Source organism: Sphingomonas sp. DC4900 (assembly GCF_049896485.1).
Taxonomy (GTDB): Bacteria; Pseudomonadota; Alphaproteobacteria; order Sphingomonadales; family Sphingomonadaceae; genus Sphingomonas; species Sphingomonas aquatilis.
Map to the genome: position 1 here is coordinate 98,861 of NZ_JAFCUK010000011.1, position 17,705 is coordinate 116,565.

General features: G+C 68.0%; 19 protein-coding genes. 7 read left to right on the forward strand and 12 right to left on the reverse strand.

What is annotated here, in order from left to right:
• Window positions 1-61 precede the first annotated feature (61 nt).
• Window positions 62-835 carry a hypothetical protein gene (locus ACP690_RS13090; protein ID WP_426261380.1) on the forward strand — a complete coding sequence of 258 codons (774 nt, stop codon included), beginning with the start codon at window positions 62-64 and terminating at the stop codon, window positions 833-835.
• On the opposite strand, the gene ACP690_RS13095 is transcribed toward ACP690_RS13090, so the two are convergent.
• A complete protein-coding gene (locus ACP690_RS13095; RefSeq protein ID WP_043061204.1) occupies window positions 836-1,726 on the reverse strand; it encodes a prephenate dehydratase in 891 nt (296 codons plus the stop codon).
• A gap of 114 nt (window positions 1,727-1,840) precedes the next feature.
• Here ACP690_RS13095 and ACP690_RS13100 point away from each other — a divergent pair, with 114 nt between their 5' ends.
• Complete coding sequence (locus ACP690_RS13100) at window positions 1,841-2,545, forward strand: c-type cytochrome (protein WP_017979920.1); 705 nt, start codon at window positions 1,841-1,843, stop codon at window positions 2,543-2,545.
• A gap of 277 nt (window positions 2,546-2,822) precedes the next feature.
• Here the strand turns inward: ACP690_RS13100 and ACP690_RS13105 are convergent, their stop codons facing one another.
• From ACP690_RS13105 to ACP690_RS13120, 4 genes are all read right to left on the reverse strand, one after another.
• The gene (locus ACP690_RS13105) at window positions 2,823-3,698 is read right to left on the reverse strand and encodes a TIGR00730 family Rossman fold protein (RefSeq protein WP_017979919.1); all 876 of its coding nucleotides are present in this window, start codon (window positions 3,696-3,698) and stop codon (window positions 2,823-2,825) included.
• 39 nt (window positions 3,699-3,737) lie between these two features.
• The gene (locus ACP690_RS13110) at window positions 3,738-4,364 is read right to left on the reverse strand and encodes an extensin family protein (RefSeq protein ID WP_017979918.1); all 627 of its coding nucleotides are present in this window, start codon (window positions 4,362-4,364) and stop codon (window positions 3,738-3,740) included.
• 98 nt (window positions 4,365-4,462) lie between these two features.
• The gene (locus tag ACP690_RS13115; protein ID WP_426261381.1) at window positions 4,463-5,086 is read right to left on the reverse strand and encodes a DUF4328 domain-containing protein; all 624 of its coding nucleotides are present in this window, start codon (window positions 5,084-5,086) and stop codon (window positions 4,463-4,465) included.
• 86 nt (window positions 5,087-5,172) lie between these two features.
• Window positions 5,173-5,820, reverse strand: a complete 648-nt coding sequence (locus tag ACP690_RS13120) for a DUF4328 domain-containing protein (RefSeq protein ID WP_426261382.1) — start codon at window positions 5,818-5,820, stop codon at window positions 5,173-5,175.
• Window positions 5,821-5,988: 168 nt separating this feature from the next.
• Between ACP690_RS13120 and ACP690_RS13125 the strand changes: the two genes are divergently transcribed.
• From ACP690_RS13125 to ACP690_RS13140, 4 genes are all read left to right on the forward strand, one after another.
• Entirely contained in the window at window positions 5,989-7,146 is a 1,158-nt protein-coding gene (locus ACP690_RS13125) for a phosphoserine transaminase (RefSeq protein WP_426261383.1), read from the forward strand.
• 117 nt (window positions 7,147-7,263) lie between these two features.
• The gene (gene serA / locus ACP690_RS13130; protein ID WP_017979913.1) at window positions 7,264-8,841 is read left to right on the forward strand and encodes a phosphoglycerate dehydrogenase; all 1,578 of its coding nucleotides are present in this window, start codon (window positions 7,264-7,266) and stop codon (window positions 8,839-8,841) included.
• 68 nt (window positions 8,842-8,909) lie between these two features.
• Complete coding sequence (locus ACP690_RS13135; protein ID WP_426255076.1) at window positions 8,910-10,010, forward strand: ATP phosphoribosyltransferase regulatory subunit; 1,101 nt, start codon at window positions 8,910-8,912, stop codon at window positions 10,008-10,010.
• Window positions 10,011-10,198: 188 nt separating this feature from the next.
• Complete coding sequence (locus ACP690_RS13140; protein WP_426261384.1) at window positions 10,199-11,488, forward strand: adenylosuccinate synthase; 1,290 nt, start codon at window positions 10,199-10,201, stop codon at window positions 11,486-11,488.
• Window positions 11,489-11,550: 62 nt separating this feature from the next.
• Here the strand turns inward: ACP690_RS13140 and ACP690_RS13145 are convergent, their stop codons facing one another.
• The 6 genes from ACP690_RS13145 to ACP690_RS13170 form a co-directional block, all read right to left on the reverse strand.
• Complete coding sequence (locus ACP690_RS13145) at window positions 11,551-11,973, reverse strand: hypothetical protein (protein ID WP_043061211.1); 423 nt, start codon at window positions 11,971-11,973, stop codon at window positions 11,551-11,553.
• Window positions 11,974-12,041: 68 nt separating this feature from the next.
• On the reverse strand, window positions 12,042-13,112 hold the full coding sequence (gene aroC / locus ACP690_RS13150; RefSeq protein ID WP_147036656.1) for a chorismate synthase: 1,071 nt from the start codon (window positions 13,110-13,112) through the stop codon (window positions 12,042-12,044).
• On the reverse strand, window positions 13,109-13,627 hold the full coding sequence (locus ACP690_RS13155; protein WP_426261385.1) for a GNAT family N-acetyltransferase: 519 nt from the start codon (window positions 13,625-13,627) through the stop codon (window positions 13,109-13,111). Before ACP690_RS13155 ends, aroC begins: the two co-directional genes overlap by 4 nt.
• Window positions 13,627-14,418: an enoyl-ACP reductase FabI gene (gene fabI, locus ACP690_RS13160; protein ID WP_017979907.1), complete on the reverse strand. Its 792-nt coding sequence runs from the start codon at window positions 14,416-14,418 to the stop codon at window positions 13,627-13,629. Before fabI ends, ACP690_RS13155 begins: the two co-directional genes overlap by 1 nt.
• 24 nt (window positions 14,419-14,442) lie before the next feature.
• Entirely contained in the window at window positions 14,443-15,429 is a 987-nt protein-coding gene (locus ACP690_RS13165; RefSeq protein WP_426261386.1) for a YihY/virulence factor BrkB family protein, read from the reverse strand.
• Entirely contained in the window at window positions 15,387-16,328 is a 942-nt protein-coding gene (locus ACP690_RS13170) for a DnaJ C-terminal domain-containing protein (protein ID WP_426261387.1), read from the reverse strand. Before ACP690_RS13170 ends, ACP690_RS13165 begins: the two co-directional genes overlap by 43 nt.
• Before the next feature lie 97 nt (window positions 16,329-16,425).
• Here ACP690_RS13170 and ACP690_RS13175 point away from each other — a divergent pair, with 97 nt between their 5' ends.
• A complete protein-coding gene (locus ACP690_RS13175; protein ID WP_426261388.1) occupies window positions 16,426-16,689 on the forward strand; it encodes a hypothetical protein in 264 nt (87 codons plus the stop codon).
• Window positions 16,690-16,812: 123 nt separating this feature from the next.
• Here ACP690_RS13175 and ACP690_RS13180 read toward each other — a convergent pair whose 3' ends face one another.
• Entirely contained in the window at window positions 16,813-17,691 is an 879-nt protein-coding gene (locus ACP690_RS13180; protein WP_294212707.1) for a transglutaminase family protein, read from the reverse strand.
• Window positions 17,692-17,705: the final 14 nt, after the last annotated feature.

The following is a 17,705-nucleotide window of genomic DNA, read 5'->3' on the forward strand; positions in this document are numbered from 1 at the left end:
TCGTTTGGCGAGCGGCCGGCCCATTGCGGCCGTCATCGCCGCGCGCTAGGCGCGGCCTTCGATGCGGTCCTATCAGCCATCGTCGGACCGTCGTCGAGCGCTGTCGCTGGCGCTGACGATCGCTGCGCACCTGCTGCTAGTGTGGCTGCTGATCCATCTGGCGCCCGTGTTCGACGTGCAGAAGGAGCCGGGCCGTTCGCTCACCGTCAACATGCTGCCGATTGGGGATAATCAGTCGACCGCGACGAAGAGCGCCAAGGCGCCTGCGCGCGCGGCCCAACCAAGCCGCCGCACCGCGCCCGAACCGCCCGCTGCGCCCCGGACGCCCGCCGACGACACGCCGGTGCCGCCCCCGGTCGAGACGCCATTCCCCGGCTATCTGGTGCTCAGCCGCAACGATTTCCGCGCGTCCGACGTCGGCAAGATGCCCTCGACCCGATCGGGCGGCAGCGCCGGCAAGCAGCTGGCCGCGGCGGACGGACAGGGTGACGGCGACGCGGGCGAGACGAGCGCGTCGGCGGGCATCGGCCCCGGCGGTCAGCGGCTCTACGCCGCCGAATGGTATGTGCGGCCCAGCGCATCGCAGACCGGCCCGTACATGCCGCGCGAACTGCCGGCGGGATCGTGGGGCGAGATCGCGTGCAAGACCGCACCCAATTACCGCGTCGAGGACTGCGTCCAACTCGGCGACTCGCGCCCCGGCCTGGGGCTGGCCCGCGCGCTGCGCGAGGCGGCGTGGCAGTTCAAGGTCCGCCCGCCGCGGATCAACGGCAAGCCGCAGATCGGCGCGTGGGTGCGCATCCACTATGACATCGTCGACCGCGATCCGGGCTGATCAGCCCCGCGCACGCGCCCGTCGGTAGGTGCCGAGCACGCGAACCCATTTGGAGTGGAAGCCTAGTTCCTCCAGCGCGCGGTCGACCGCGGGGTCGCCCGGCTTGCCCTCGATATCGCAGAAGAATTCGGTCGCCACGAACTGGCCGCCGCGCTGATAGCTTTCCAGCTTGGTCATGTTGACGCCGTTGGTCGCGAAGCCGCCCATCGCCTTGTAGAGCGCGGCGGGGATATTCTTCACCTCGAAGATCAACGTGGTCATCCACGGGCCCTCGCCGACCGGCGGCTTGCCGCCCCGCGCCAGCACGACGAAGCGCGTCGTATTATGCTCGGCATCGGCGATGTCGACGCCCAGCAGGTTGAGGCCATAGATCGCCGCCGCGCCCGGCGGGGCGAGCGCCGCGATCGCCGGATCGCCCAGCTCGGCCACATAGGCCGCGGCGCCGGCGGTGTCGGGATAGGCGGCCTGCGCGATGCCGTGCGCCTTCAGCCAGTGACGGCATTGGCCCAGCGCCTGCGGGTGGCTCATCGCCTCGCGCACCTGGTCGCGCGTGCCCGGTCCCATCAGAGCGTGGCGGATCGACAGGAAATGTTCGCCGGTGATGACCAGCCCCGATTCCGGCAGCAGGAAATGCATGTCGGCGACACGGCCGTGCAGCGAGTTTTCGATCGGGATCACCGCACAATCGGCACGCCCGTCGCGCACCGCGTCGATTGCATCTTCGAAGCTGAAACAGGGCAAAGGCAGGCCACCGGGAAAGGTTTCGGTGACGGCGACATGGCTGTTCGCACCCGGCGCGCCCTGAAAGGCGACGGCGCGTTCCGGCTCGGCGGCGGCGGCGGCGGTCATCGCGGCGACGATCGGGCGGGCGGGGGCGGCGTAGGTCTCCATGGGGCCGCGGGCCTAGTGGCGTGGGGGGCGACCGGCAAGCGATGCTTGCGGACGGCCCGCGGCTTTCCTATGGGTTCGCTGCGCAAAGTATAAAACAGGGGCAGCGTTAGGCAGATGGATAACCGCACCAATACGATCGCCGGGTGGACGCTGGCAGCCTGCGGGCTCGCGCTCGGTCTGTCGATCGTCGGCGGCATGGCCTTCCACAGCGAGCGCCCCGAAAAGATGGGCTATGCGATCGAGGGCGTCGAGGAAGCCGGTGGCGGCGGCGAGGCCGCGGCGGTGCCGATCGCGACGCTGCTGCCGACCGCCGACGTCGCCAAGGGCGCCGAAGTGTTCAAGAAGTGCGCCGCCTGCCATACCGTCAACCAGGGCGGGGCGAACGGCATCGGCCCGAACCTGTACGCGACGCTCGGCGAACCGATCGGCCAGGGCAAGGGCGGCTTCGCCTTCTCCGATGCGCTGAAGGGCGTCGGCGGCAATTGGGACTTCGACAAGATGAACGCGTGGCTGACCAGCCCGCGCAAGTTCGCGCCGGGCACGAAGATGACCTTCGCCGGCCTTGGCAATGCGCAGGATCGTGCCAACGTCATCGCCTATCTGAACAGCCAGGGTTCGAACCTGCCGCTGCCGGCGGCACCGGCCGCCGGCGCTGCGCCGGCGAAGGAAGGCGCGGAGAAGCCCGCAACTAACGCCGCCAAGGATTCGATCACCAACACCGACGCCGCGAACAACCTCGGCAACACCGGCACGCCCGCGTCGGGCGCACCGTCCGTCGATCCCAACGCCGCCAAGGAAGGCGCGAAGGCGGGGAAGTAAGCCGGATTTTTCGGCGGTAAGTCCGCCGCAAGCGATCCGTCACCCCGGACTGGTTCCGGGGGGTGCCGTGCCGCAGCGGCGGCAGTTGCCCATCACCCGTCATCCGTCACCCCGGCCTTGAGCCGGGGTCCCGCTTCGCCTTCGGCAGCAATGCAGGCTCAACGTGACGTCAAAAGCGGGACCCCGGGTCAAGCCCGGGGTGACGATGCGTTGCGAGAGGTCGAGGAAAGCGCGTACTCCGTCAGATGGCGTGCCGCTCTGACAGGCGCGACCGCGCTCAGCCCTCCTGCTTCGCCTGTTCTTCGTAGAACGCCCGCACCACGTCCCACGCCTCTTCGGCGGTTTCGACATAGGTGAAGATGCCGAGGTCGCGCTGGCTGACCACGCCTTCGTCGACCAGCGCCTGGAAGTTCACCACCTTTTCCCAGAATTCGCGGCCGAACAGCAGCACCGGGATCGGCTTGATCTTGCCGGTCTGGATCAGCGTCAGCAGTTCGAACAGTTCATCGAACGTGCCGAACCCACCGGGGAAGGCGGCCAGCGCGCGGGCGCGGAGCAGGAAGTGCATCTTGCGCAGCGCGAAATAGTGGAACTGGAAGCTCAGCGACGGCGTGACATAGGGGTTGGGCGCCTGTTCGTGCGGCAGGACGATGTTGAGGCCGATCGATTCGGCGCCGACATCGGTCGCGCCGCGATTGGCCGCTTCCATGATCGACGGGCCCCCCCCGGAGCAGACGACGAACTGGCGCATCCCCTTCTGGTCGCGCGGCACGCGGCTGGCGATCTGCGCGAGTTCGCGCGCGACCTCGTAATAGCGGCTCTTGTCGACCAGCCGCTGCGCGATCGCGCGGCTCGTGTCGTCGGTGGCGAGTTCCAGCATCGCCTGCGCCTTGGCGGGCTCCGGGATACGCGCCGAGCCGTACATGACGAAGGTGGAAGCGATCTTTGCCTCTTCCAGCAGCAGCTCGGGCTTCAGCAGTTCGAGCTGGAAGCGGACGGGGCGCAGATCCTCGCGCAGCAGGAAGTCCATGTCCTGAAAGGCGAGCTTGTAGGCGGGGTGCTCGGTCTGCGGCGTCGAGATCGCCTGTTGGGCGGAGGCGGCATCCTGGCTGGCGCGGGGGAAGACCCGCTCGGGTACGCGTGTATCGGTCATCCGAGGGAAGTAGAGCAAAGCTTCGGCCCGCTCAACGGCCTATCGGCACAGGCCGGCATGATCGTCTTCCAAGTGCAGATGGTTGCGGTGCGCGGCGTTATAGGCCGGCGACAGGACCGTGCCGAACCGCCGGCAGGCCGAGGCGTGGATCGTCGTCAGGAAGCGCTGCACCGCCGGGTCCGGCGAGGTCCAGTCATTGAGGATCGAGACGCGCCGCCCGTCCTTCAGCGTAACGCCGCCGATGTCGATCGCGTTGGCGATCGCGTGGCCGGAGCGGCGGTTGCCGTGCGCCGTGCCGACGACGTTGCGGCAGGCATAGCTGCCCATGCTCTGCACGCTCGCGAGTTCGCTGCCCAGGATCTGGTAAGCGGCGGGGGCCACTGCATTGCGCACCCAGGCCGAAAAGGCGCGTGCCTCGCCGCAGCGGACCGCACCCAGGCCGGGGACGGGCACGCCGATCTCGACCAGCTGCACCGCGCCCGACAGGCCGCAGCCGTTGCCGTAATCCTTGTCCGGCAGCACGCGATAGGCGACGTTCATGGCGCGCAGGTCGGCGAGGCATTGCGCGGTCTCGCGAATCGACGGGGTCGCGATCGACGCGCGGGGTGCGCGCGCCGGGGCGGGGGCGGGCCGCTCGCGGCTGCCGCAACCGGCCAGCGCGAGCAAGGCCGCCGCCGTCCAAACCCTGTTTACCGCAATATGCACATGCCCCCCAGTCCCAGCCCGGGGACGTTCGGCGATCGGCGCGGTCGGCGATAGGGGCGTTACGACAACCGGTGCCGCTGGAGCGACGACAGCTCGGTCATCAGCTTCACCAGCAGGACCGCGAGCGGGACGTCGATGGCGAGGCCGAGCACATACAGCCAATTGGCCTCGATCGCGGTGGCGACGTCCTTCGCCGCCATCGTCGCGCGGAAGGTCACCTGGCCGAACACGTTGGTCGCGAGCCACAGGCCCCACCAGGCGCGCATCCAATGGGGCGTGGTCACCGCCTGCGGATCGTCGGGTGACACGGTCGCCGCCCAGCTCTCGCGCACGCCGACGAACGGCTTCCACAGCGTCGCGATCGGCACGAAGAACCAGCCGACGTTCCAGCCGGGCGAAATGGTCATGGTTTCGCTCCATTGATGCGCGTTGCGATTGACCAGGAAAATCCAGCGCAGGACGGCGACACCGCTGAGGAGAAACATCAGCATGAACACGCCGCCGATCACCGCCGCGATATCGTCGGATAGTGCGATGGCGGCATGATCGCGCATCGCGCCACCGAACCCGCCGAGGACGTTGATCTGCCACAGGCTGGCCAGCGCGATGGCGATATCGCTGGCCAGCCAGAGCCAGACGAGGATGATGGCACGGCGCGCGGGGCGTGTAGGGTCTGTCGTCATGACGGCTCCTATCGGCAATGTGTCCGATTCGAACATTCCCCAATCGAGGGTGCCCTGTCGAGGGGCTTTCCTGCCGATGGCCGGGATCAGCGCGCGGTCGTGCCCTGTTGCGTCAGCAGCGCGGCCTGTCGCGCCGAAACCTGCGTGACGATCCGCACCAGCAGGATGACGAGCGGTACGTCGATCGCGAGCAGCACCACGTCCGCCCAGCGTGCGGCCGCGAGGTGCGACGCACGGTGCGCCTCATCCATCAGCAGTCCGCCGATCGGTCCGAACAGATTGGCGAGCAGCCACAACCCCCACCACCAGCGCAGCAGCGCGGGCACCGGCACCGTGTCGGGCGCGACCGGATCGACGCTCGTCCGCCAGATTTCGACGATGCCGCGAAACGGGCGCCACAGGTTGAGCACGGGAAGGAAGAATCGCCCGACCGCCCAGCCCGGCGACACCGTGATCCGGTCACTCAACGCGTGCGCACGGACGGCGGCGCGATACACCCAGCGCAGGATCATTACGATCGTGACGAGATGGACCAGGATCGCGACGCAGCCGATCGCCTCGCCGATCGGTGCCGCTTGGGTAAGACGGTCGGGTGAGGGCGTGCCGCCGAAGGCCGCCACGCTGTTCAGGGCGAAGACGGCATAGGCCGCGACCGCCGCCTGACAGGCCAGCCATATCCACAGCCACGCCACGGTCGCCTTCGCGCCTGTCTTCGGCGGTGCCGCAATGTCCATGGCCTCATCCCCCTTCGCCCTGTCAGGTTAGTATCGTGCAGCCCGCGCAAATGGTCGATCCGAACTTTTGCACGCCTTTTGAGTTGCCAGCGCCGGCACGTGCCACTAGGGCCGTCGGCGGGCCACGCCGTCCCAACGCGGCGCGCGCTCTCTGTGAGGAGAGATACATTGACGGATACCGCCACCGCACCCGACGTCACGGGTGCGACCAAGCCGACCACCAAGCCGGCGCGCCCCTTCTTCAGCTCCGGTCCCTGTGCCAAGCCTCCGGGCTGGGATGCGTCGAAGCTCGCCACCGATTCGCTCGGCCGTTCGCACCGTTCCAAGATCGGCAAGCAGCGCTTGCAATATTGCATCGACCTGATGCGCGAGCTGCTGAACCTGCCCGATACGCACCGCATCGGCATCGTGCCGGGCAGCGACACGGGCGCGTTCGAGATGGCGATGTGGACGATGCTGGGCGCGCGACCCGTGACTGCGCTCGCGTGGGAAAGCTTCGGCGAAGGCTGGGTGACGGATGCCGTCAAGCAGCTCAAGATCGACCCCACCGTCATCCGTGCGGATTACGGCCAGCTGCCCGACCTCGGCCAGATCGACTGGACGAACGACGTGCTGTTCACCTGGAACGGCACGACCAGCGGCGTGCGGGTGCCGAATGCGGACTTTATCCCGGACACCCGCGAGGGCCTGTCCTTCGCCGACGCGACCAGCGGCGTGTTTGCTTATGATATCGACTGGTCGAAGATCGATGTCGCGACGTTCAGCTGGCAGAAGGTGCTCGGCGGCGAGGGCGGTCATGGCGTCCTGATCTTCGGCCCCCGTGCGGTCGAGCGGCTGGAAAGCTACACGCCCGCTTGGCCGTTGCCCAAGGTGTTCCGCCTGGTGTCCAAGGGCAAGCTGACCGAGGGGATATTCAAGGGCGAGACGATCAACACGCCGTCGATGCTGGCGGTGGAGGATTGCATCGCGAGCCTCGAATGGGCGAAGTCGCTGGGCGCTGGCGGGCTGATCGCGCGATCGGACGCCAATGCGGCGGCGCTCGACCGTATCGTCGAGACGCGTGACTGGCTCGGCCATCTGGCTGCGGACCCCGCATCGCGGTCGAAGACCAGCGTGTGCCTGACCGTTGAGGGCGCCGATGAGGCGTTCATCAAGGCGATGGCCGGCGCGCTGGAAAAGGAAGGCGCCGCCTTCGACGTCGCCGGATATCGCGATGCCCCGCCGGGCCTGCGCATCTGGTGCGGCGCGACGGTCGACACCGCGGATATCGAGGCGCTCGGTCCGTGGCTCGACTGGGCTTACGCGACCGCCAAGGCTGCGGCTTAATCCTCATCGTTACCCCGGGCTTGACCCGGGGTCCCGATTCTTCCCGCCGCCCGCTGAAAGTTAGCGGGACCCCGGCTCAAGGCCGGGGTGACGGCGTATCTATTCAAGGACACTCCCATGCCCAAAGTCCTCATCAGCGACAAAATGGACCCCAAGGCCGCGCAGATCTTTCGTGAGCGCGGTGTCGAGGTCGACGAGATCACCGGCAAGACGCCGGACGAACTGAAGGCGATCATCGGCCAGTATGACGGCCTCGCCATCCGCAGCTCGACCAAGGTCACCAAGGACATCCTCGAGCACGCGACCAACCTGAAGGTCGTCGGTCGCGCCGGCATCGGCGTCGACAACGTCGATATCCCCGCAGCGAGCGCCAAGGGCGTCGTGGTGATGAACACGCCGTTCGGCAATTCGATCACCACCGCCGAGCACGCCATCGCGCTGATGTTCGCCCTCGCGCGCCAGCTGCCCGAGGCGGATGCCTCGACCCAGGCGGGCAAGTGGGAAAAGAACCGCTTCATGGGCGTCGAGCTGACCGCGAAGACGCTGGGCCTGATCGGTGCGGGCAATATCGGCAGCATCGTTGCCGACCGCGCGCGCGGCCTGAAGATGAAGGTCGTGGCGTTCGATCCGTTCCTCACCCCCGAACGCGCGATCGAAATGGGCGTCGAGAAGGTGACGCTCGACGAACTGCTCGCCCGCGCGGATTTCATCACGTTGCACACGCCGCTGACCGATCAGACGCGCAACATTCTGTCGGCCGAGAATCTTGCCAAGACCAAGAAGGGCGTGCGAATCATCAATTGCGCGCGCGGCGGCCTGATCGACGAGGCGGCGCTGAAGGCGGGGCTCGACTCCGGCCATATCGCCGGCGCCGCGCTCGACGTGTTCGTCGAGGAGCCGGCCAAAGCATCGCCGCTGTTCGGCACACCGAACTTCGTCAGCACGCCGCACCTCGGCGCGTCGACCACCGAAGCGCAGGTCAATGTCGCGATCCAGGTTGCCGAGCAGATGGCCGACTTCCTGGTGTCGGGCGGCGTCACCAACGCGCTCAACATGCCGAGCCTGTCGGCCGAGGAAGCGCCGAAGCTGAAGCCCTATATGGCGCTTGCCGAAAAGCTGGGGTCGCTGGTCGGGCAGCTTACCACGGGCGCAATCAGCCGCATCTCCGTCCATACCGAAGGCGCGGCGGCGGATCTCAATGCCAAGCCGATCGTCAGCGCGGTGCTCGCCGGGTTCCTGCGCAACCAGACCGACACGGTGAACATGGTCAACGCGCCGCTGCTCGCCCGCGATCGCGGTGTCGAGGTGCGCGAGGTGCGGACCGAGCGCGAGGGCGATTACCACACGCTGCTGCGCGTGTCGGTGAAGACCGCGGACGGTGAACGCTCGGTCGCGGGGACGCTGTTTGGCGATCAGGCGCCACGCCTGGTCGAGCTGTTCGGCATCAAGGTGGAGGCCGATCTCGCCGGCCCGATGCTCTACGTCGTCAACGAGGACGCGCCGGGCTTCATCGGTCGGCTCGGCACGACGCTGGGCGAGGCGGGCGTCAACATCGGCACCTTCCACCTCGGCCGCCGTTCGGCAGGCGGTGAGGCGGTGCTGCTGCTGTCGGTCGACGAAGCGGTGAGCGCGGACCTGCTGGCGAAGGTGAAGGCGCTGCCGGGCGTCAAGACCGCAATGGGCCTGGCGTTCTGATGATGGGCCGGGCGGCGCCGCGATACGGCGTTGCCCGGTCCCGCGGCTGGCGATAGGGCGGCGTGATCATGACTCCCCTGCTTCCCGAAGGTTTTCGCGACCGCCTGCCGCCCCATGCCGATGCCGCCGCGGCGATCGAGGCGCGCGCCTTGGAGGCGGCGCGCCTCTACGGCTATGAACGCGCCGATCCGCCGTTGGTGGAATATGCCGATGCGCTGGGATCGCGGTTGAAGGACGGCGCGCTGACCGATGCGGTGCGCTACGTCGATCCCGTGTCGCAGCGGACGCTGGCGATCCGGCCGGACGTGACCGCGCAGATCGCGCGCATCGCCGCGACGCGGATGGGGCATCATCCGCGGCCCGTGCGCCTGTCATATGCCGGGCCGGTGCTGAAGCTGCGCAGTCCCGAACTCGCACCGGCGCGCGAATGGCGGCAGATCGGCTGCGAGCTGATCGGCCTCGATTCGATCCCCGCAGCGCAGGAAGTGGTGGCGGTCGCGGTGTCGGCGCTGACCGCGGCGGGGGCGAGCGGCCTGTCGATCGATTTCACCTTGCCCGACCTGGTCGATACGCTGGCTGCCGGGCCATTCCCGGTCGCGGCGGACAAGATCGATACGTTGCGCGAGCGGCTGGACGCCAAGGATGCCGGCGCGGTGGCGGCACTGGCGCCGGACTATCTGCCGCTGGTCGAGGCGGCGGGGCCGTTCGCGTCGGCGCTGGAGCGACTGCGCGCCTTTGATCGTGATGGCGTGCTGGCGAGCCGGCTCGATGGCCTTGCCGCGATCGCGGCCGGCCTGGGGGAGGGCGTCACGCTGACGCTCGATCCGACCGAGCGGCATGGCTTCGAATATCAGACGTGGCTGGGGTTCTCGCTGTTCATCGCCGGGGCGCCGCGCGAGGTGGGCCGGGGCGGGACCTATACGGTGATGCACGAACGCGGTGCGGAAGAAGCAGCCACTGGCTTCTCGCTCTACGCCGACGCGATTCTGGCGACCGCTGGTCCGGTCGAGCGGCGGCGGTTGTTTCTCCCCTTCGGCACGCCTGCCGAGGCGGGCGCGGCGATGCGCGCGGCGGGCTGGGTGACGGTCGCGGCGTTGGAGGCGAACGATACGCCCGAGGCGCAGCTGGCGACGCATGTGTACGCAGACGGTACGGCGCGGGCGCTCTAGTTCCAACGATCGTTTCGTCCTCGCCCTCACCCTTTGCCAGCCTAGGAGGGTGAGGGGGATCTACAACTACCCGGTTGACCCGCCGCACGCATGCCGGTAGCTGCGCGCTCGTATTTCAGGACCATCCGTTGCGCCGAGTCCTGTCGAAGGGCGCAGGGGATCACGCCGGCAGGCGGAGACCTGTATCCATGGCCAACGTAGCAGTCATCGGCGCGCAATGGGGCGACGAGGGCAAGGGCAAGATCGTCGATTGGCTCGCCGAGCGCGCCGACATGGTCGTGCGCTTCCAGGGCGGGCACAACGCCGGCCACACGCTCGTCGTCGGCGAGAACGTCTACAAATTGTCGCTGCTACCCTCGGGCATTGTGCGCGGCACGCCGTCGGTCATCGGCAATGGCGTGGTGCTCGACCCCTGGGCGCTCAAGGCCGAGATCGAGCGGCTGGGCGAGCAGGGTGTCTCTGCGACGCCGGAGACGCTGCGCATCGCGGATACCTGCGCGCTGATCCTGCCGCTGCATCGCGATCTCGACGGGTTGCGCGAGGATGCCTCGGGTGCGGGCAAGATCGGCACCACGCGCCGCGGTATCGGCCCGGCGTACGAGGACAAGGTCGGTCGCCGCGCGATCCGCGTGTGCGATCTGGCGCACCTTGACGATCTGGGGCCGCAGCTCGACCGGCTGCTGGCGCATCACGACGCGCTGCGCGCCGGGTTCGGCGCGGCGCCGATCGACCGGGCGGGGCTGCTCGAGGAACTGCGTGCGATCGCGGGTTTCGTCCTTCCCTTCGCCAAGCCGGTGTGGCGCGACCTCAACGAAGCGCGCGGCCGGGGCAAGCGCATCCTGTTCGAAGGCGCGCAGGGCGTCCTGCTCGACGTCGACCATGGCACCTATCCGTTCGTCACCTCGTCGAACACGATCGCAGGCACCGCGGCGGGCGGTTCGGGCTTGGGGCCGGCCGCGGTCGGCTTCGTGCTCGGCATCGCCAAGGCCTATACGACGCGCGTCGGATCGGGGCCGTTCCCGACCGAGCTGGACGACGAGACCGGTGAGAGGCTGGGACAGCGCGGCCACGAGTTCGGCACCGTCACGGGCCGAAAGCGGCGCTGCGGCTGGATCGATACCGTGCTGCTGCGTCAGTCGGCCGCGGTCGGCGGCATTACTGGCATCGCGCTGACCAAGATCGACGTGCTCGATGGGTTCGAGACGGTGAAGATCTGCACCGGATACCGCCTGAACGGCGCGGAGCTCGACTATTTCCCGGCGCATGCCGCGGATCAGGCGAATGTCGAGCCAATCTACGAAGAGATGGAAGGCTGGCAGGAATCGACCGCCGGCGCGCGCAGCTGGGCAGACCTGCCGGCACAGGCGATCAAGTATATCCGCCGCGTCGAGGAGCTGATCCGCTGCCCGGTCGCGCTGGTATCGACCAGTCCGGAACGGGACGACACGATCCTAGTCCGCGATCCCTTCGCCGACTGACGACATAGAAAAAGGGCCGGGTAGCCAAGCCACCCGGCCCTTTTTTAGGCGTTAGCCGTAGATTACGGGGTCGGCGTGGTGGTGCCGGTGGTGCCACCCATGGTGCCGCCCATCGTACCCGTGGTCGACGTACCGCCCATGGTACCGGTCGTACCGGTGCCGCCCATCGTACCGGTGGTGCTACCCGTGCCGGTGCCGGTCATGCCGCCCATCGTGTCGGTCGTGCCCGGGGCGGGGGTGGTGGTCGTCGTCGAATTCGTCGTGCCGGTCGTGCTGCCGTTCATGCCGGCGGTGCCGCTACGGCCACGCTTCATCGACTTGGACGAACGGCTTTGCGTCGTGGTGGTGGTGCTCTGGTCGGTCGGCGACGTGGTCGTCGTCTGGCCACCCATGGAGCCGGTGGTCGAACCGCCCGTCGTGGTCTGGGCGAAAGCGGCGGTCGGGATCAGCATGGCAGCTGCCATGATCGGAAGGACCTTACGCATTGTTCTCTCCTGCAAAAATTGCTTGACCCCAACGGGTTAGCATGGAGAGTGTTCCGCCCTTCGCGGCCTCAACGGCCCGTCTGGCCCCGGTGAAGCAACGCTTGGTCCGCTAATACCAATGCCGTCATCGCCTCGACGACGGGCACGCCGCGGATGCCGACACAGGGGTCGTGGCGGCCTTTCGTCGCGATTTGCGTCTCCTCGCCGGTGCGCGTGATCGTGTCGACGGGGGTCAGGATCGAACTGGTCGGCTTGAACGCGACGCGCAACGTGATCGGCTGGCCGGTGGCGATGCCGCCAGCGATGCCGCCCGCATGGTTGGCAAGGAAGCGGGGGCCGGTATTGCCGGCGCGCATCGGGTCGGCATTCTGTTCGCCGGTCAGCGCGGCGGCGGCGAAGCCGTCTCCGATCTCGAAGCCCTTCACCGCATTGATGCTCATACAAGCCGACGCGAGTTCGCTGTCCAGCTTGGCATAGAGCGGCGCGCCCCAGCCGGCCGGCACGCCCGTCGCCTCGCACGCCACGACCGCCCCGACGGACGACCCGGACTTTCGCGCCGCATCGACGATCGCTTCCCAGCGGGCGGCGGCGGCAGCGTCGGGGCAGAAGAAGGGGTTGGCGTCGATCTGCGCATCGTCGAATGCGGCGTAATCGATCCGGTCGCCGCCGATCGCCTCGACCCAGGCGCGGATTTTGACCTGCGGGATCACTGCGCGCGCCACCGCGCCCGCCGCGACCCGGCTCGCCGTCTCGCGCGCCGACGACCGCCCACCACCGCGGTAATCGCGAAAGCCATATTTGGCGTCATAGGCATAGTCGGCATGGCCGGGGCGATAGGCGAGCGCGACCTCGGAATAATCCTTCGAGCGCTGGTCGACATTCTCGATCATCAGGCTGATCGGGGTGCCGGTCGTCTTGCCCTCGAACACGCCGGACAGGATGCGCACCTGATCGGGCTCGCGCCGCTGCGTGGTGAAGCGGCTGGTGCCCGGGCGGCGCTTGTCGAGCCAGGGTTGGATGTCGGTCTCGCTCAAGGCGATCCCCGGCGGGCACCCATCGACGACCGCCCCGATCGCCGGCCCGTGGCTTTCACCCCAGGTGGTGAAGCGGAACAGATGGCCGAAGCTGTTGATGCTCATTGCGATGCCCCCAGTCGCGCAAAGGCGGGTGCATGCGCCGCCTCGCCCCGCACGCCGCACGGGATCAGTCCGCCCTGCAGCGGCAGCGCCATGAAATAGTCGCCCGCATAGGGCGACGCGAACCCGCTTGCGACATCGGTGGCGAAGCCGAAACGGATGTAGAAGGCCGGTTCGCCGAGCGCGAAGCAGAGCACGATACCCGCCGCCTCCAGCTGCTCGACCCCGGCGGCGACCAACGCCTCCGCCACGCCCTGTCGGCGCCATTCCGGCGCGACGGCGAGCGGCGCCAGCGCAACCGCGGCAACGGATTTGCCACCGACATCGACCCGCATCCGGCTGAACGCGACGAGGCCTGCGAGCGCACCGTCGATCTCGGCGACGAGGACGAGCACCATGTCGCCCTCCACGCACAGGTCGCGGACCAGCGTCGCCTCGTCGGGCGCCGGGAAACAGTCGCGCAACAGCGCGTCGATCGCGGCGACGTCGCGGCCAGCGGCGGGGCGGATCGTCGGCATCAAGCCAGCGCGATGTCGGGCGCGTCCTCTGCCTTCATGCCGATGACGTTATAGCCGGCGTCGACATGGTGGATTTCGCCGGTGACGCCCGCCGACAGGTCGGACAGCATGTAGACGCCCGCGCCGCCGACATCCTCGATCGTGACGGTGCGACGCAGCGGGCTGTTCAGCTCGTTCCACTTCAGGATGTAGTTGAAGTCGCCGATGCCCCGCGCCGCCAGCGTCTGGATGGGGCCGGCCGAGATGGCGTTGACGCGGATGTTTTCCGGGCCGAGGTCGACCGCGAGATACTTCACGCTCGTTTCCAGCGCGGCCTTGGCGACGCCCATGACGTTGTAATGCGGAATGACCTTTTCCGCGCCATAATAGGTGAGCGTCAGGATCGACCCGCCCTGCGGCATCATCGCGCGCGCACGCTGCGCCACGGCGACCAGCGAATAGGCCGAAATGTTCATGGTCATCAGGAAGTTGTCGAGCGTGGTGTCGTAGAACTTGCCGCGCAGCTGCGACTTGTCGGAAAAGCCGATCGCATGGACGACGAAGTCGATCGTCGGCCATTCCTGCGCCAGCGCCGCGAAGGTCGCATCCAGCGCCGCCATGTCCGACACGTCGCAGTCGAACAGGCGGGCGACGCCGAGCTGTTCGGCGAGCGGACGCACGCGCTTTTCCATCGCGGCGCCCTGATAGGAAAAGGCAAGTTCCGCGCCCTGTTGCGACAATTGCTTGGCAATGCCCCAGGCCAGCGACTTGTCGTTGGCGAGGCCCATGATCAGCCCCCGCTTGCCTGCCATCAAACCCGTCACGCGCTCATTACCTTATTCTGTGGTCGCGGCCTCCTGTAGCGCCGGTTCGGGGGGTTCCGCCAGTGCTGCGTTGAGATGGGCACCGAAGACGAGGCCCAGACCGATCAGATAGAAGAACAGTAGCATGACGACGACGCCCGCGAGGCTGCCGTAGGTGAGGTCGTAGCCGCCGAGCTGGCTGAGCACGAGCGGCAGGAGCGCGGTCATGCTGACCCACCAGCCTGCGGTGAACAGCGCGCCCGGCCATTTCGGGCAGTCGCTGTGGCGATATTTGCCCGGCGTCACCGAGTAGAACAGCAGATAGAGCGCCCCGAACATGATGAGGCCGGGGATCAGTCGCGACAGGCCGACCCAACCCGCGGCGTCGCGCGCGAAGGGCAGCAGGCGATAGATGAACTGTTCGGCCGCGGTCAGGATGCCCTGCACCAGGAAGCTCATCAGCGCGATGATGACCGACAGGATGATGACGCCCGACGACGACAGGCGTGATCGCCAGAAAGGCACGCTGGCCTTTACGCCATAGGCGCGGTGGAAGATGTCGCGGATCGTCTCAACGAAACTGCCGACGGTCCACAGGCCGACGAGGCCGCCAAGCCACAGCAGCGATCCCGTCCGCGCGACGAGTACGTCGGCGATCGGCTTGCGCAGGATATCGGCGACGTTGGGCGGCAGGACGTGGAGGAAGGAACTGACCGCACGCTGCGTTTCCGCGCTCTGCCCCAGCAACGACAGCACCGCCGCTGCGGTGATGAAGAACGGGAACACCGTCATCAGCGCAAGATAGGCGAGGTTGCCGGCGTGGATGAAGCCGTCGTTGAACACGCCGAGTCCGGCCCGCTTCACGACCTCGATCGCGGCGGGGCCGGGCTTCAGCTTGGCCAGTTGATGACGGGCGCCCTTGCGCAGATGCGCGCGGGCTTCGGGGGTAAGGGCTGTCGTATCGGTCACTACCCCCGTCAGACGCCCATCGCGGCGCGCGGGTTCCGCGGGTCCTGCCATCCGTCGGCGAACTGTTGCAACGCTGCATCATCGGACGGAAGATCGATCATCAGCGTGACCAATTGGTCGCCGCGGCTGCCGTCCTTCTTGTGAAAGCCCTTGCCCTTCAGGCGCAGCGTCTTGCCCGAGCTGGTGCCCTTGGGGATCGTCAGCATCACCGCCTTGTCGACGGTGGGCACGCGGACCGCGCCACCCTTCACCGCTTCGGTGAGCGTGATCGGCAGGTCGAGCCGCACGTCGTCGCCATCGCGCGTGAAGAAGCGATGGCCCTGCACCTCGATCGCGACGATCGCGTCACCCGCGCCGCCGGGGCCGGGTTCGCCCTTGCCGGCGAGCTTCATCTGCGTGCCCGTCTCGACCCCGGCGGGCAGCTTCAGGTCGATCGCCCTGCCGTCGCCGAGCGTCACACGCTGCGGCGCCAGCGTTGCGGCATCGACGAAGGGTACTTGCAGGCGATAGGTGATCGTCGCGCCCTTGGGCTGCGGGCGGCGGCCGAAGCCGCTGGCGAAGCCGCCACCACCGCCGCGCTGCGCGCCGCCGAACAATCCTTCGAAAATGTCGCTCATGTCGGCGTCGCCCGCGCCGAATTCGAAGCCGGCGCTGCTGAAGCCCCCGCCCGCATTGGTGCGCCCGCCGCCGGGCCTCGCGCCGCCGCCGAAACCAAAGGGCGAGGCGGGATTGCCATCGCCGTCGATCTCACCGCGATCGAAGCGGGCGCGCTTGTCCTTGTCGGTCAGCAGATCGTAGGCGCCGGTAACCTGGCTGAAGCGTTCGGCCGCCTTCGGATTGTCCTTGTTGCGGTCGGGATGCAGCTCTTTGGCGAGCTTGCGATACGCCTTCTTGATGTCGGCCTCGGACGCGCCCCGCGCGACGCCCAAAGTCTGATATGGATCGGCCATTGGTTCCCCGTTGGTGTATTATGAACCTATGTGGGGGAGGCCGCGCCGCAACGCAATCGGTGGCTGCTTCGTTGGTGGGTCATCGAGGAGAGTGACGATGACCGACACACAGCCCACGCAGGCGATGAGCACGGATCGCGGCGGATCGAACGACGGCGTCGAAGCGCCGGGCGGCAAATCCGCGAGTGAGAGCAACGGCGGCGCCTATCCCAATCCGCATACGGGCAAGGATGCGAAGAACCGCGACGATGTCGGCGGCGGCTTCCTGGGCCATGGCGGGCAGAGCGGGATGGATTATTCCGGCACCGGCGATGGGGATACGGACGACGATGTCGGCAACGCGAATGCGGTGACGAAGTAGTCCTCACATTCGTCATCCCGGCGAACGCCGGGATCCATGGTGGCGATGGGGCGGATGGCGCGCGCAACGTCGGCGGCTTCCTGTCCATGGATCCCGGCGTTCGCCGGGATGACGAACTAGGGGTCAGGTGAGCGGCGCCACGTCCACGCTGACCGACATGCTCTGCGCCTGCGAGCCCAGCACCACACCATCGACCGGCGCGATCTCGGCATAGTCGCGGCCGACCGCCATCACGATATGGTCGCCGGCCATCCAGATGCCGTTGGTGGGATCGAGCCCGATCCAGCCGCGCACCGGGCCGCACCACAGCAGCACCCAGGCGTGCGTCGCGTCCGCCCCGACCAGCCGCGGCTGCCCCTCCGGCGGGATCGTGCGGATGTAGCCACTGGCATAGGCTGCGGGCAGGCCGGCGGCGCGCAGGCCGGTGATCATGATCTGCGCGAAGTCCTGGCACACGCCCTTGCGCTGCCGGAACGCCTCGCGCGGGGGCGTATCGACCAGCGTCGCGTGCGGATCGAAGGCGAAATCGCGCTGGATGCGGCGGGCGAGCGCGATCCCTGCCTCGAGGCTGCCGCGGCCGGGCGCAAGGTCTTCGGCGCAATAGGCCGCGATGTCGCGGTCGAGCGGAATGAGTGGTGAGGGGAACAGGTAATTCGCCGGTCCCGCCGCCGACAGGTCGCGGCTGGCGAGGGCCAGCGCGGCGATCTCGCCCAGCGTCGGGTCGTCGGCGGCGGGCACCGGCACTAGTCGGTCGACCGTCAGGCGCGCGACGCTTTCGATCGTCAGGCTGCGCACCGGCGTATCGACCACCAGCCGCGTGACATGAGCAAGGCCCGCTTCGGCAAGGCCGGTGCTCGTCCGCCCGGCGGGTTCGACGGTCAGGCGGTAATCCTCCAGCACCTGACCCGGCCAGTCGATCGGCTTCAGCCGCAGGTTGCAGCGCGCGAACTTGACGTTGCCGCCATAGTCGAACCGGGTGACGTGGCGGACGTCGTATCGCATCGGGTGCGTGGTCA